At 34.0% G+C, this 15,511-nt stretch carries 12 protein-coding genes; 9 read left to right on the top strand and 3 right to left on the bottom strand.

Annotated features, from left to right (window positions below):
• Nucleotides 1–2: 2 nt before the first annotated feature.
• On the bottom strand, nt 3–1,517 hold the full coding sequence (locus tag CFS60_RS10055; protein ID WP_088810819.1) for a helix-turn-helix domain-containing protein: 1,515 nt from the start codon (nt 1,515–1,517) through the stop codon (nt 3–5).
• A 177-nt stretch (nt 1,518–1,694) separates the two neighbouring features.
• Here CFS60_RS10055 and CFS60_RS10060 point away from each other — a divergent pair, with 177 nt between their 5' ends.
• Nucleotides 1,695–2,405 carry an EAL domain-containing protein gene (locus CFS60_RS10060; RefSeq protein WP_088810818.1) on the top strand — a complete coding sequence of 237 codons (711 nt, stop codon included), beginning with the start codon at nt 1,695–1,697 and terminating at the stop codon, nt 2,403–2,405.
• A 191-nt stretch (nt 2,406–2,596) separates the two neighbouring features.
• On the top strand, nt 2,597–5,260 hold the full coding sequence (locus tag CFS60_RS10065; protein WP_088810817.1) for a collagen binding domain-containing protein: 2,664 nt from the start codon (nt 2,597–2,599) through the stop codon (nt 5,258–5,260).
• 80 nt (nt 5,261–5,340) lie between these two features.
• Here the strand turns inward: CFS60_RS10065 and CFS60_RS10070 are convergent, their stop codons facing one another.
• Entirely contained in the window at nt 5,341–5,580 is a 240-nt protein-coding gene (locus CFS60_RS10070) for a hypothetical protein (RefSeq protein ID WP_088810816.1), read from the bottom strand.
• Between the two features lie 100 nt (nt 5,581–5,680).
• Entirely contained in the window at nt 5,681–7,159 is a 1,479-nt protein-coding gene (locus CFS60_RS10075) for a helix-turn-helix domain-containing protein (RefSeq protein ID WP_088810815.1), read from the bottom strand.
• Nucleotides 7,160–7,575: 416 nt separating this feature from the next.
• On the opposite strand from CFS60_RS10075, the gene CFS60_RS10080 reads away from it, so the two are divergent.
• The 7 genes from CFS60_RS10080 to CFS60_RS10110 all read left to right on the top strand — a co-directional run bounded on the left by CFS60_RS10080 (nt 7,576) and on the right by CFS60_RS10110 (nt 15,510).
• On the top strand, nt 7,576–10,158 hold the full coding sequence (locus CFS60_RS10080; RefSeq protein ID WP_088810814.1) for an Ig-like domain-containing protein: 2,583 nt from the start codon (nt 7,576–7,578) through the stop codon (nt 10,156–10,158).
• Nucleotides 10,159–10,230: 72 nt separating this feature from the next.
• A complete protein-coding gene (locus tag CFS60_RS10085; RefSeq protein WP_088810813.1) occupies nt 10,231–10,773 on the top strand; it encodes a DUF4352 domain-containing protein in 543 nt (180 codons plus the stop codon).
• A gap of 19 nt (nt 10,774–10,792) precedes the next feature.
• On the top strand, nt 10,793–11,947 hold the full coding sequence (locus CFS60_RS10090) for a glycosyltransferase family 4 protein (protein ID WP_088810812.1): 1,155 nt from the start codon (nt 10,793–10,795) through the stop codon (nt 11,945–11,947).
• Nucleotides 11,948–11,951: 4 nt separating this feature from the next.
• Nucleotides 11,952–12,620, top strand: a complete 669-nt coding sequence (locus CFS60_RS10095) for a YveK family protein (RefSeq protein WP_088810811.1) — start codon at nt 11,952–11,954, stop codon at nt 12,618–12,620.
• On the top strand, nt 12,620–13,348 hold the full coding sequence (locus CFS60_RS10100; RefSeq protein ID WP_088810810.1) for a CpsD/CapB family tyrosine-protein kinase: 729 nt from the start codon (nt 12,620–12,622) through the stop codon (nt 13,346–13,348). The genes CFS60_RS10095 and CFS60_RS10100 overlap by 1 nt, the downstream gene beginning before the upstream one ends.
• A complete protein-coding gene (locus tag CFS60_RS10105; protein ID WP_088810809.1) occupies nt 13,335–14,750 on the top strand; it encodes an O-antigen ligase in 1,416 nt (471 codons plus the stop codon). The genes CFS60_RS10100 and CFS60_RS10105 overlap by 14 nt, the downstream gene beginning before the upstream one ends.
• Nucleotides 14,737–15,510: a glycosyltransferase family 2 protein gene (locus CFS60_RS10110; RefSeq protein WP_088839208.1), complete on the top strand. Its 774-nt coding sequence runs from the start codon at nt 14,737–14,739 to the stop codon at nt 15,508–15,510. The genes CFS60_RS10105 and CFS60_RS10110 overlap by 14 nt, the downstream gene beginning before the upstream one ends.
• The last annotated feature ends 1 nt before the right edge of the window (nt 15,511 follow it).

The raw sequence follows: 15,511 nt of genomic DNA on the forward strand, positions 1-15,511 counted from the left end.
GGTCATTTGTCCTCTTTTTTTTCTTGTGAAAGTTCATATAAGTTTTGATTAAGCATGATAATATTTCTAAAAGTTAGGATGCGATTTATAAAAGCTATCCGAACTTGTTTATATTCAGGACCATCTCGTGGAAGCGTAATATTAGTTAATAAAATATCTCCATGATTACTTTCTGACGCATCAAGAAATTCAATGTTATAGCTATCTTTAAATACAGTTGAAATTCTTTCTTTTAAACGCAAGTTAACAAGGAAGGGTAAATCAGTGGAGATTTTTATTTTAATTAAGGGTTCAAAAGAAGTTTGGGCATTTAGAAGACTAAACAGCAGACCGTATTTTGAAATCAAATAATTTTCTTCTTGAAAAAGAGAAAAATTTGTTTCTGTGCGTAGTTCTTTAATCAACTCTTGAATATTGCTTTTCAAGTGAGTTAGGATAGGGTTGCCGAAAGGAGAATCAATGATAATAGAGTAGTCATAGCCATTTAAATCTGTTGAAAAATTATGGAAGATATGTGCAAAGAGGTGATAGGAAAAGGCATTTAGTAAAAATACCTTGTGCAATTCTTCAGGCACGGGCGCAATATATTTTTGTAACTTTTCCTCAAGTTTTTCAGTAGCCCTATAGACTACGGTATTATTTTTTTTATTCTCTTCAAAATTTTTCTCAAGGAACTTAATAATTTGAATATTTTCGCTTTGAATGATAAGTAAGAAAAATAAAAATGCAATTTCCCCAGGATGGCTCTCGCTAAATGAAGCAAAAGGAGATATCAATGTTTTAAAATGAGTAAAACTTTCATTATTTTGAATTAATTCGTGCCAAGATTCCTTACACTCAATAAAATGATTATTTCTTCTCCGAATGATGCCAATTGCAAGCAAGAAAACGAGCTGTCTTTTTTGAATGGGCGTAACGTTTAAGTCTGAATGAGTGAGGATATTTTCTGCGATGTATTCCATGCGTTGTTCGCTGACCCCTTCAAATGGCCATCCTTCACCAGCGTAAATTTTCCAGAGGGCCATGTTTAAAAATAATCTAATTTGTGTTTCTTCTCCTGTTAATATTGCGTCACTCCGCGATAAATCAAGTCCAAGAGGTTGAATGGAAGTTCTGAATTTATTAAGTTGACGCCGAACAGTTGCGTCACTAACAAAGTGCTCCATAGCGAAGTTTGATGCAGAGGTATAATCTTCATTGTAAATAGCTGTAAACAAATTAAAACCAATAGTTTCTTCAACCAAAAAAATAAGAAACTTTCGAGGGTTGGCATCAGCGCGCTTAGTAACGAACCTAGCACCTTTTCCTTTTGAAAAAAAGACTTCCATATAATCTGTTCCAAAAGCTTCCATATCACTAATCAGTCGCTTAAGGATTTTTAGTGTTTGTGTAGTGTTAAGTTTTGAAAGCTCGCTAATTTCTTCAGTAGTAAACCAACGATTTTCACTTCGAAGGATTCTTAGCACAGCTAATTCACTTTCCACAGTCTGGTCGAATATCTCAATACCGATTTTCATAAATTAATCACTCCTCCCTAATATTGTGTTTACCCACTAAAAGTAGGAATGAAATGTATCTTCCTGTTTTAATTGAAATTTTGCAAAAAGCATGGTTTGAAAAATGGAAATCTGATTACGGTTTAAACATAAAGCTTGTAGAATAAACTATAGACAAACGGAAAAGAGGGTAGAGATATGTTTAAAAATTATAGTTTATTTGTACAGGAGATTCATGATATAGACAAAGATGAAATTATCATGTATGAGCTGCTTTTAAGAAAATTCGAAAAAGGAAGATGGGGATTTCCAGAAGTAATTTTCCAACAGGAATTTATGGAAACAAAGTATTCGTTTTTTGTGGAGTGGTTTCAAAATGAAGTCGAAAAAGCACTGAAAAATTTAAACTTCGCCCCAGTCTCCATAAATATCAATTCTACACAATTTTTTTATATTGAAACTTTACAAATGTTGGAACGGTTACGTAAATACTCCGATAATATAACAATTGAAATCACTGAAGATTTAATGCTAATACCTGAGCATAAACATCACCTTACATTGAAAGAAATTGATGCCTATTTATACGGCAAAATCTCCTCTTTAAAATCTATGGGATATAAGATTTTGCTGGACGATGTTAGTTGCGGCATTAATAGTCTTGAGCGAGCTACTTATTATACACCAGTTGTTGATGGATTTAAGTTTTCAGTGCGTAATCTTAAACTATCTACGGCTAAATTATTTGTAGAGGCATGGCAAAATTTTGCCGTGCAAAGCAAAAAGCAATTCATATTAGAAAATATTGAGGATTTTAGTATGTCAGAAGAATTCCAAAGCATCGGTTTGAACTTGCAGCAGGGATATTTCCTGGATAAGCCGGCCAATCTTCACGAATGTGTTTCATAAAAAGATTTTAGCATCGCTAAAATCTTTTTTTTTTACATTATTCATTCTGATGCGAGAAACCAAATTCCGTCTTTTAAAAAGCGTAATCTTGGCTCCTAATTGTATTGAAACTTTAATAGAATAACATTGATTCTATTAATATATAGGATTGTAATTGATGAAAGTTAAATTACAAAAAGGAGATGAATAATGTGAGTAAGAAAATAGCAATGATAGTGATAGCGTGTCTTGTTATGTTTTCTACGTTTCTTTCAGGGACTGGTATCGCAGCGCAGAATGATACAGAAGCTGATTTCCAGAATAAAGTGGGAAATATAGGGATTTCATTAGATGTTAATGATCCGATTGGTAGTCAAGAGCAAGTAAACTTACAAGTAACATTAAGTGCGGATGCAGGAGCGATTGTAGATGAAAATGGTCTTATTGCAGTATCGATACCTAGAGAAATATTTTCGGCAGGTGATGTGGAGGACTTACATTCAGAGGAAGGTGCCTTTGAATTTGTTAGTTTAGAAAACCCTTCAGCAAGCGATTCGGATTATATGGTAGTTTATGTTAGACCTAACCCAGAATTTAGTGAAAATGGTGCATGGTCTGCCTCGTTTAATATAGTTTTCCAAGCTCCGTTGATGAGGCCAGATACGACAATTAACCCAGAGCAAACATTTAAAGTAGAATATAATGGGCAAGAGGTTTCTAAAACAGTTTCTATTAAGCCAAGTGAAGGCGGAGAACCGTCTCCATTTGAGAAATGGTGGAAAGGGTCTGTCGATTCGAACGGTGTGGGATTACTTAATACGACGCAATCACGTTATAACACATATCATTTAGCAGTGAATCCTTTTCAGACTGCTGAATTAAACAATGTTACAGTTAATGATACAATCCCGCAAGGTTTGCAGGTGGATCCAAATCCACGATTAACAGATGGGGTTATTGCAACGGATTCATCAACTGTAGATGGTATTAGGATTATTCGTGTTAATGAGGATGATTCAAGAACATACGTAACGAGCCAATTTAAAGATAATATTTCATTTAATGCAAACACTCAAGAATTAAAAGTCACATTTAATCATGTTGGTATGGCTGACTCATATTTGATTGAATACAAAGTTAATGTCACTGAAAATCTAGATATTTATAAGAACACAGCTACGCTTACTAGTGATGAAGTCACAAAATCAGATACAGTTTTAGCTAGACTTAATGGGAATGATAATTTTAATAAAGTCCTAAATAAATCTGTGGATAAAACAGTAGTAACTAAGAACGATACAAAACTTACCTATACATTGACACTCGCTTCTATTACAGGAACAATCAAAGCAGGACAAACGTTCACGGATAAATTAGATGATCGTTTAGTGTATGTTGGGATTACGGAGAATAGTGAGATGTTTGAAATTACAGAGCAAGATAACCTCCTAACACTAACTGTAAAGGAAGATATTCCAATTGGTGAACGCCAAAGTGTAAGTTTTGAAGTTAATACCTCTGCTTTAAATCCAGGTGATAGTGTATCTAATACGGGACAAATAAATCTAAATGGAATTAATTATAATTCAAATACAGTAACCACAAAGAAAATTGATGGAACAGTCATCTTGAAGAAAGTCGGAGAAACTGGCAACCTTCTTGCAGGAGCAAAATTCAACTTGTTTAATAGCGATAATCAGCTTATCCAAACTGGTATAACAAATGAAAATGGAGAATTAACTTTTCTTGATTTATTGCCAGGAAACTATTATTTAGTTGAAACAGAGGCGCCGGATGGCTACGAGCTAGATAGTACACCTATCAATTTTGAGGTGACAAATAATAGCATTACCCCTATAGAATTACAAAAGGAAAATAAATTAATAAAAGGGGCACTTAAGGTCATTAAGCAAGACGGAGCTACTGGTGAAAAATTAAAAGGTGCAGAATTTAAACTGGAATCTGAAAGCGGAGAGGTTTATACAGGAACAACTGATGAGAATGGAGAATATCTATTTGAAAACCTCTTGCCAGGAAATTATGAATTGATAGAAACTAAAGCGCCTGATAACTATGTATTGGATGAATCTGCACATAATGTGACTATTAGTAGTGAGAAAAGTGAAACGGTTGAAATCACTATTGATAATACAGAAATGCTCGGATCCGTTCAACTAACTAAAAAAGATAGCCGGAATAAAAAAGAATTGAGTGATGTAAGCTTTAACTTAGTGGACGAACAGGGCAATGTGGTACAAGAGAACCTAGTAACAAATGAACTTGGCCAAATTTTTGTAGAGAATCTAAAGCTAGGCAAATATTCATTTATTGAAACTGAGGCAAAAGATGGATACATTTTAAATAGTGAGCCTGTTGAGTTTGAAATTACGAAAGACAATTACGATACGACAATAGAACTTATTAAGCTGAATGATGAGATGTTAGGTACAGTTCAGCTTGAGAAGCTCGATAAGGATACAAAAGAAGCATTAAGTAAAACACATTTTAAACTGTTGGATGCGGACGGAAGAGTTGTAATTAGTAATCTCGTTACAGATAATGATGGGAAAATTCAAGTTAAAAATCTGGCTCTAGGCAAATATTCATTTATTGAAACAGAGGCAAAAGATGGATATATTCTTAATAGTGAACCTGTTGATTTCGAAATTACAGAAAGTAACTATGAGACTGTTATTGAATTAGTCAAGTACAATGAAAAAGACTTAGGAACTAAAGAACCGTCTAAGCCAGGGAAACCAGATGAATCAGGGAATAATAAGCTTCCGAGCACAGGAGATTGGATTGGATTTTCAGTCATTCTTGGTGCAATCTTAATTGCCATAGCTATCCAAATTATTAAGAGAAAACGTGCGTAAAAACAGTAAGCCTGAATAAGGCTTACTGTTTTTTTATAAAAATCCCCCCTTTCTAAACTTAAAAAAAGGGGGGGAAGTAATTATTTCTTATTGATAAGGGCTTTATATTTTCGCTCATTCATTTCCATTGCTTCGTTTGTAAAATAAACATTTTCAACGCGGGTTTCAGGAAATACACGAAGCCATCGTTTAGTTATTGTTTCTTCATCAAACAAATCTTTTTCTATAATTGTTCGAGTGAAAAGACGTTCTGGCTGGCTAGGGAGAGTGAACTGAATTTTATAAATGAATCGTTCATCCCAAGGGTTAATAAAAGTCATTTTTTTACTCCTTCTATAATATTCTTCCAGATTTTATTATAAAACAGCAAGATGTCTAGAAAATGTCAAAAAGACAATTATAGGAGTTGTTTTTTTGATTTTAGTTCAGTTTTTCTAAAGCGGAATTGATTAGAGTTAAATCACGGGGCGCTAGTTTACGATGAATAGAAACAATTTTTGAGTGGACATGATGATTTATCAATCTTTCAAGTGGAATATTCGTTAAAATCAAGTCAGCTTCTTCGTCACTTTCAACCTCAATAAAACGCAAATTAAATTTATTTACAAATGCCGCTTTTAGTTCGTGAATGATACTTTTGTTCATAATATATGACATATCTGTTTCAAGCCGCACCTTAATTTCACGTTCGAAAATATGTAAGGATGAAAATAAATTTAAAAGAAGGGCATATTTAGGTGCTAAATATTTCTTTTCAAGAAAAATAGAGTCATGACTTTCTTCGTATAATGTATCAAGTAGATAATCGATTTTATTTTTCAAATTAACTAACTTATTTTGCGTATAAGGTAAGAACTTAGAACCACTGATTCCTGTTGAAAAATTAGTTGTGAGACTTGCGAATAAATGGTCGGAAAAGGCAGTTAACGTAAATAATCTCTTTTTAGCATTGGGAATGGGGGAAAATTCAGCCTCAAACTTTTCAATGAAAAGTTTATTTGCTCGAAACAAGCGGGAGTTGTTTACATGATTGGTTCTATAATTTGATAGAAGCAAAGGTGTGATTTGGGGTGTCTTACTTTGGATAATCATCAAGAAGTAAAGAAAAGCGATTTCTCCATCGTGTAATTTAATAGTAGGTGTGAATTCTGAAATATGCTTTTTGAAGAGGGAATAGCCGCTATTGTTTGTTAGAAGCTCCTCCCAACTAGGATTAAAAGGAATATAATGCCCATTCCGGCGTCTTATAGTACCAATAGCAAGGAAATAGATAATTTGCTGCTTCTGTACAAGATTTAATTCAAGATTTATTTTTTGTAGCAGTCTAGTTACTACATATTGTAAATGTTTCTCATCAACTTGTGAGAACGGCCATGCTTTTCCCGCAAACAGTCTCCAAAATGCCATATTCATAAAGAAACGGATTTGAATTTCGTCACCAATAACATTAACTTCGCTTCGAGTAAAAGAGAGGTGATAGGGCGTAATAGCTTCACGCATCTTTGTTATCTGCCTTCTAACGGTAGTTTCGCTCAGGAAATTTTCGTACGCAAATTTTTTAGTTGAAATAAATGTCTCAGTAAAAATACTGTAAAATAGCTTGTACATCGTTGTATTTGAAGTTAAATAGATTAGAAAAAGCCCAAAATCTATATTGCTCTCTTGTATCTCAAGATAGACTCCGCGTCCTTTTGATATATGTAGTTGAATTCGATTGTTGTTAAAGTCTGCAAGATTATCTTTCAGAAGAGAGATAGATTTAAGTATTAAAGCAGGTGTTTTTTCTAACTTTGCGGCAAGCTCTTCCGTAGTAAACCACCTATCTTCCTTTCTAAGAATTTCCAATAGATTCCATTCAAGTTCGATATTCGCGTCAAATAAATCTAATCCAATTAGCATGTTAAATCCCCCTCGTGAAATATTAGCTGTATCATGTATTAAAACATAGTGAGTAAGTGGGAAAAAACAAAATTCGAGAAATAAAAAGTGCCTTTTTGTTTGTTTTGATATTTTTTTTATGGTAATGACAAAGGCTTCAAATTAGATTTATAAACCTTAGTAAAATTTTTTACGCAAAAAGTTGCTTTTAATATTTGATTTTTTGATTTTTTAGAGACTAGATTTAGAATTATACTAATAAACGTTGAGTCGCCAATTGGTTATTGCTGCAGCAAATGGAAACTCAAGCACTAAGTCATTTTACTGACTCAAAAAATAAGTTTACATCTAAGAGTTCTCAAAAAGAAAGATTCGGTAATTATTGCATCTTGACTATATAACTTCAAGACGATATATCTTGGGAGTTAATTGGACAAATGATTGCTGACAAAAAACTTACATTCAAAGGAGAAGAATTAATGAAAAAAGGTTTAATCAAAGGGACTGCAATTCTCTTAGTTGCAGGTCAAGTTATCACAACAGCATTGCCATTAGCTGCGAGCGCAGAGGAAGTTCTAGATGAAAATATCCAAGTAACAGCGGATAAAGAAGCAACAGCAAATGACGGCATTCAAGTCTCTGAAGGATCTACTAGCGAAAAAGAAACATCAGCAGAAGACAATAAAGCAACAGCTACTGAGTCAAATGAGAAAAGCCAAGCTATAAAAAATGAAGAAGCAACAGAAGAAGATGAAAATAATGCATCATCACGTTCAGCAAGTCTTTACTATGCAGCAAGCTTTGATGGAGCTAGAAACATCGGAAAAACTAGTTTAAATGGTAATTATTTAAACCTACACACAGCTGCATGGACTGCTTTTTCAGATTCATTAGCTACTGAACGTATTAGAATGCACAATGAAATCACTTTAGATCCAGCATTCTACGAATTCTTCGATAGTGACGATTGGTATGACTATTTAGTTTATGATGGTACAGAAGGTTCTGATAGTCCTCAAATGAGTTCGATTTCTAGAACAACAACGATTGATGAGGGTTGGTTACTTTGGAATCGTGAAAGATATTCAACACAAAATGTAAACTATTATATTATTGAAAGTGGTCAACTTAAAGAAGTGAAACACAACACGCAAAAGCATTACACATATTTGAATTCTTGGAAAGACAAAGAATATGATGATGCAATAGTTTACAATAAAGACAATAAAACATTAATTTACCGTACAGCAAATTATGATGGAACTTTTTCTGCTCTATGGAATACACTAGACTTAAGATTTGATATTCAAAAATGGCAACAAGATACTGGAAAACAAATTGAAAAGAAAAACAAATATAAATTCTTAGTTAAAGGTTATGAAACTAAGAAGGATAGATTATCGTCTAGTCTTTTGAGCGGTGGTTCATTACTTCCAATTAAGAGTAAAACTATCTCTTGGGATAACCGTCCAGGTGCTAACGAAGGAGATATGATTCAAACAACTCTTAATGATTTGACAACTACTTCTACAAAAGCAACTGGTACAGCTGAACCAAATGCAGATATTGAAATTAAAGTAGGCGACAAAGTTATCGGTTCTGGAAAAGTTGATAGTAATGGTAATTTCAGTATTGATATTCCTACACAAGAAGTAGGAACAGTAGTAGAAGCTGTAGCAACTTTAGGTGATCAATCATCAAGCGATACTACAATCGTTACTGAAGAAGTAGTAAATTTAGAAAAACCAACTATTGATGATTATATTGTGAATGATGGATTTGTTACAGGTACAGCTCCAGAAGGCGCAACAGAAATTTGGATTTATGATTCTGCTGATACTTCAGGAAATCCAATTAATAAAGTACCAGTTAACGAAGACGGCACATATAGTGCATATGTAAACAATAGCGATAAAATGCATAATGTAGGGAATGTATTTACGGTTGTAGCAAAAGCAGGTTCAAGTGAAAGCTCTGAAAACTCTGTTGTATTACCAAGAAAACTTGGTGCGCCAACTATCAATCCGTATCTTGTAAATGCAGGTTATGTAAAAGGTACAGCTCCAAAAGGTGCAACTACAATTACTGTATATGACCACGAAGGTAAAAAAATCCGTGAAGTTCCAGTTAATGAAGACGGAACATACTCCGTATATGTCAATGATAATGAATTAATGCATACAGTGGGTAACTATTTCACAGTTGAAGCATCTGATGGACACGGTGGAAAAGGCTCTAATCGTGATACGGTAAGAGAACGTAAAAATCTTGCAAAACCAACAATTGATCCTTATTATGTTGGGACAGGCACTGTGACAGGTACTGCTGTTGGTGCGCAATATGTAACTGCATACGACAAAGATAATCAATTCATCAAACAAGTTCCAGTGAAAGCAGACGGAACATATGCAATTTATGTGAACGACAATAAAAATATGAATGTTATTGGTAATGCCTTTAAAGTAGTTGCTAAAGATGAAAACTGGACTACAAGTGAAGCAACAAGCACAGTTTTAGGTGAAGAAGTAGTGTTGAAACCATTAGATTATACTATTGGTGAAGGCTTAGTTACAGGTAGTTATGAAGGTACTGGTGTAACGAAGATTGAGCTAATTGTCGATGGTCAACGTAGAAATGGTCAAGTAAACACTGCGGATAAAACGTTTGAAATCTGGGCACAAGACATTGTAACAAGTGTTGATCAAGATGTGTATGTTTTGACAACAGTAGGTGGCATTGAGTATAAACAAAAAGTTAATGTTATCCAAAAATCGACAATTACTGCTAAAGATTTCGTAGCAACAGCGAATGAAGGCTGTGTTATTGGTTCATTTGATGGTGGAATCCAAAAAGTAGTATTGTTCGTAGATGGCAAAGAAACACGTAACGGTCAGGTTGATCTACAAAATGGTACATTCAAAGTTTATGCGGCAGATTATACAGGGCGTAAACTTGAAGTGTCTGGACAAACTTCAAATGGTAAAGAATTAGCTCGTGCAACAGTTAAAGAAACAAAATAATTTATAATAGAATCCCTTCTTCTTTCTAAAAGAAGAAGGGAGGATATTTTTAATGAGTGAGGAAGGAATAAAATGAAAAAAGTTTTAAAATTTTTATTTACAACAATGGTAGTAGCGATGCTAGCAGTGACAGTAGTAGGATGCAGTTCTACTAATAATAGCAGTGATTCAGCAACTGATAAAACAGCTGATGCAAAAACAACTTCTACAAGCAAAAAGACTACAGAAAAAAGCGCTTCAGAATTAAATAAAACAAAAGTTATGCAAGACATTGAAATGACGCCTAAGAAATTTACTTACAAACAAGATGATACTTTTAATGAAAAAGGTAAAAAGTTAACAGTTATCGAAATGAATATCAAAAATAAAACGAACATGAGCTTTGGTGTTGGTGCAGGGGACTTCTATTTACAAACTGGAAGTGGCGATAAAATCAAGACTTACGGCTACCACGATAGCTTTGGAGAAATGATTGAAGCAGGTAAAGAATTAACTGGTAATGCATACTTTGCAATCCCTGAAAATCAAACAGATAACTATACACTAGTATATAGCCCCATCAACAATGATAATAATGTGAAAATCGAATGGAAGTTGGGCTCAGTTTCTAAATAAAAAGGGAAGGGAAAAATGAATGGTTAAAGAAAATAAAGTAATGATGTTCAGTTCGGTTCATGTTTGGAATGATACGCGGATTTTTTATAAAGAAGCACTATCTTTAGCAAAAGCTGGATTTGAAGTTGATTTCTTTGCAATTGATAATGGGATGCAATTGCAAACATATCCGGGAATTAATATTCATGTTTTACCAGAAAGCAAATCGAAATTATCACGTGTTTTTAGGTGGCGTAGGCTGTATAAAGCGGCGAAGCAATCTGATGCTAAATATTATCACATCCATGATCCCGAACTGCTCATACTTTTTCCAAAGTTAAAGAAAGTTAAACCCATGGGTTCAAAGTTCATTTATGATATGCATGAAAACTTCCCTAAAGATATTGAAACAAAAAGCTGGATACCTGCTTTTTTGAGAAAGCCTTTAAAAAAGCTGGTTTTAGGCATGGAAAAATATACCATGAGCTACTGTGATCATATCATTTTAGCTGAAGCATCTTATCGTGATGACTACGTTCATCTAGAAGAGAGGCGTGTCACTTCTGTTTATAACTTTCCGGTGTATGTTGAGCGGATAGGAAAAAAGATTGATATAAAGCCGTTTACATTGATTTATGTAGGAAGTATAACCGCTGAGCGAGGAATTTGGGAGATGTTAAAACTTATGAATGCTTTGGAAAATGGATCTCCAAGCAAGTATCGTTTGGAGTTATTGGGTCCAATAACTAAAAGTCTACAGATGGAAATTAAAGAATATTTAAAAAAATGCAATTTAGAAAAAGTAGTAACGTTGTATGGTCGAGTTCCCTATCCAGAGATTTGGAAAGCATACAGTACAGCTGATTTAGGACTATGCCTATTACATGACATTCCGAATCATAGAAATTCGATGGCAACAAAATTATATGAATATATGGCAGCTTCCTTACCGATTTTGGCTACTAATTTGCCAGACTGGGAAAGTTTTATAGAAAAACATCAATGCGGAGAAACTAGTTCACCGTTCAATATTAAAAAACTAGTGAACATTGTAGAAAAACGAGCTGAAAATAGAGAAAAATATTTGCAAGAAGGTTTGAATGGCCGTCATGCTTATGAGATGAACTATAACTGGGAGATGGAAGCGAAAAAATTATTGGTAAATGTTTATCAATATAAAGAGATGGAGAATTAAGAAAATGATACATGTAAAATCGATTAATCAGTTCTTCGACAGTTTAAAAAAATTGTGGTTCTGGTTTATTATCATCCCCCTAGTTTTAGTTGCTTTAACATTTTTAACTACGCATTTTTTAGTGAAACCTACTTATTCAACTTCTACACAATTATTAGCTACACCAGCAAATACTGAAAATGCATCTCAAACGTCAGATAATGTAAGATCCTCTATTCAGTTAGCTGATACGTATAGCACAACAATTGCGAGTAGTCGTACATTGCAAGAAGTCATTAAGATGAATAAATGGGATATCTCTACTGCGGAATTAGCAGATAAAATCACTATTAAAAGTAATACAAATTCATTGGTTTACACAATTAGTGTTACTGATGGTGATCCAAAAGTGGCTCAAAAAATTGCAAATGGTATAGCCGAAGTTGCGCAGAAAGATTTTCCAAAGCTTTTTAATGGTACTAATATCATCATCTTAGAAAAAGCTGATACAGCGCAAACCGTTACTAATGTCACTAAATATATTTTGGCAGCTGGGCTCGGTTTAGGTTTAGCCGTTGTCGTAGTTTTACTTCAAATTAGTTATGACAGTGTCATCCGCCATAAAGAAGCCTTAACGGATTTAGAAATAACTTTCCTTGGGGATATACCGTATATAGAAGGGATAGATAACTAATGTTCAACCAAAAAATTAAACTACATCCTATAAATCCAAAAGGTGACCTAAATGTTTTTAAGCCTAAAGAGAAATTATTGCTTTATAAACGGGGAGAGAAGACGTTTGAGGCCGAAAAGATTCGGGCTATTCAAGTAAGTTTACAACTCTCGTTTTTAGCTCAAAAAAAGCATAAACGTATAATGTTTACTTCTGCTAACAAAGGTGAAGGAAAGACTTTTTGTATAAGTAATATAGCCCAAGAAATAGCAAGACAAGGGAAAAAAGTACTCCTAATGGATATGGATTTGCATAGACCTCGTCTGACACGTCAACTATCATTTGATAGAAATAATGGACTGATGACGGTTATGCAAAATCCTGATTTGCTAAGCCAAAGTATTTTTGACATTGAAGATGATTTTCATTTTATGCCAACAGGTCCTTTGCCTCCTAATCCGCTTGAAATTATAAGTTCAGAGGGTTTTAGAGGGTTACTGGAAAAACTTGACGATATGTATGACATTATTTTAATTGATACACCTCCTATTCGTGTTCTAGCTGATGGCCGGATTATCGCCTCTCTCTGCGATGGTGTAGTATTCGTAGTGCGAGAGGGCGTTACGAAAATTGGAGAAATTGAAGAAATTAAAGCATATGTAGATAGTTCAGGAACGCCATTAATTGGAGCGATATTAAACGGTCACCAATATAACAAGAAAGATAAAAGCACCTATGCTTACTACTAATTTATGGAAAAATAAATTTCATTTAATGCTGTTGCTATTTATTATCGCAGCAATTGTAATTTTAGAGATTTGTATTTTCATGCCATATGGATATTTAATTTCGCTGTTATTTTTACTTGTTATTCCTGTGGTTTTCAAAATCAATTATGACAAAATAACAAATGTTTTAAGTTTTGTTATATTATTTGCTGGTTTTTTTGGGTCTTATTTAGGGATCCCCGGTAGTGAGAATATTTTTTTGTTTCGACTTCTAATTCCTGTACACTTTATCTTATTTTGTGTGACGCAAAAAAAAGATTGGCAACGATTGAAATATGTAAAATGGTTTTTTATAGCCTTTGTATTGTTTCTTTCGGGCATGACAATTACGCTGTTTTGGACACCAGATATGAGTTTAAGTATTCGGTACTTATATTTTACGTTTGAGTGGTTGTATGTCATCTTTCTCTGTGTGTATTACATTAATGATACTAAAAGGTTCCATCTGTTTAGTAACTTGTTAACAATTGTTTACATTGGTATTTTAGGTTTGGGAATCTTTGAAGTATTAACAGGAATTCATTTATCGCGTTCCGGAAGCTACTATTATGAAACTACAACCAGTCAATTTCAACCTACAGGATTTTTACTAAATACAAATGATTTTGCCTCCGAAATCACAATACTATTACCATTCGTAATTTTCACCCTCACGCGGATTAAAATGAGTTGGCTACGAATTACATCCATTGTTTTAGTGTCGTCGCTTGCACTATATCTTGTCATTATGACCTATTCACGACTTTCAATGGTAATTATTTTAGCTGAACTATTTATTTTCTTGCTTGCATGGTCGAAAGTGTGGTCACTAATAAGCATTTATGTTGGGTTAATGGCAGGGATGTTGTTACTTACATTCTCTCGCTCTGACTTTATTAGTAAGATTATATCTATCATTTCGAAAGCTTTTAATGAAAAAGGAGGGTCAACAAGCGACCGCATGGAGATGTATAAATTATCTTGGAAATTAATAAAGGAATCGAAATTCAATGGCATGGGGGCAGGGATTCTGCCAGTAAAACTAGACTATTACATGTATGGCTATGAACGGTGGGAAGACAATTATTTTTCAGCGCATAACTACTGGTTAGAGGCTTTGGCAAACGGTGGGTTGCTTACATTCATTCCTTTACTTATATTTTTCGGGCTTATTCTTTTTTATGGTGTAAAGTATATTTTAGAAAATGGCTTTAATCTAGTGGGTATTGTTGTTCTATTAGTCTTAATGAGCTTTTTCTCAGCAAGTATTGGACTCAGTAATTCAATTGATAAGCGTCACCTTAGTTTGGGAATCGGTCTTGCTATAAGCATGCTGAATATTTATTACTTTAATAAAGGAGAATCAGATTTTGGTACTAGTTAGTATTATTATGCCGGCACACAATGCAGAAGAACATATCGAGTCTTCCATAAATAGCGTCATGCTCCAAACCTATCAAAATTTTGAGTTATTAGTTATTGATGATTGTTCACAAGATCAAACAGTAAATCTTGTGAGGGGCTACCAAGACGAACGAGTGAAGGTAATTGAATTGAAAGAAAATGTTGGTGTAGCAGCCGCAAGAAACCAGGGGCTTAAACAAGCTTTAGGAAAATATGTCGCTTTTTTAGATAGTGATGACTTGTGGAAAGTTGATAAGTTGGAGAAACAAATTCAATTTATGGAAGATAGGGAACTAGCACTTAGCTATACAGCTTATGAAGTGATTGATGCTGCGGGTGAAAAGGTCACCGGGCGTGTGACTATTCCAGAGAACATTTCGTACAGACAACTACTCAAGAATACGATTATTGGTTGTCTTACGGTGATTATTGATATAGAGAAAACAGGAAAAATAGAAATGCCAAATTTAGGGGGAGCGGAAGATACTGCAACATGGCTTTCTATATTAAGAGAAGGTCATAAAGTGGCAGGACTTACAGAATCGCTTGCCTATTACCGAAAAGGTAACACCTCTTCTCTGTCAAATAACAAATTACACATGGCTAAACAAATTTGGTTAGTTTATAGAGAGAATCAAAAATTATCTTTTTTACAATCGTTAATTTATTTTCCTTGTTACGTATGGAATGGATTTTTTAAGCATTTGCGTACAGGGGGATCAGTGAAAACAATAAGATAGG

The sequence above is a fragment of the Listeria sp. ILCC792 genome (genome assembly GCF_900186135.1).
In the GTDB taxonomy this organism is placed as follows: domain Bacteria; phylum Bacillota; class Bacilli; order Lactobacillales; family Listeriaceae; genus Listeria; species Listeria goaensis.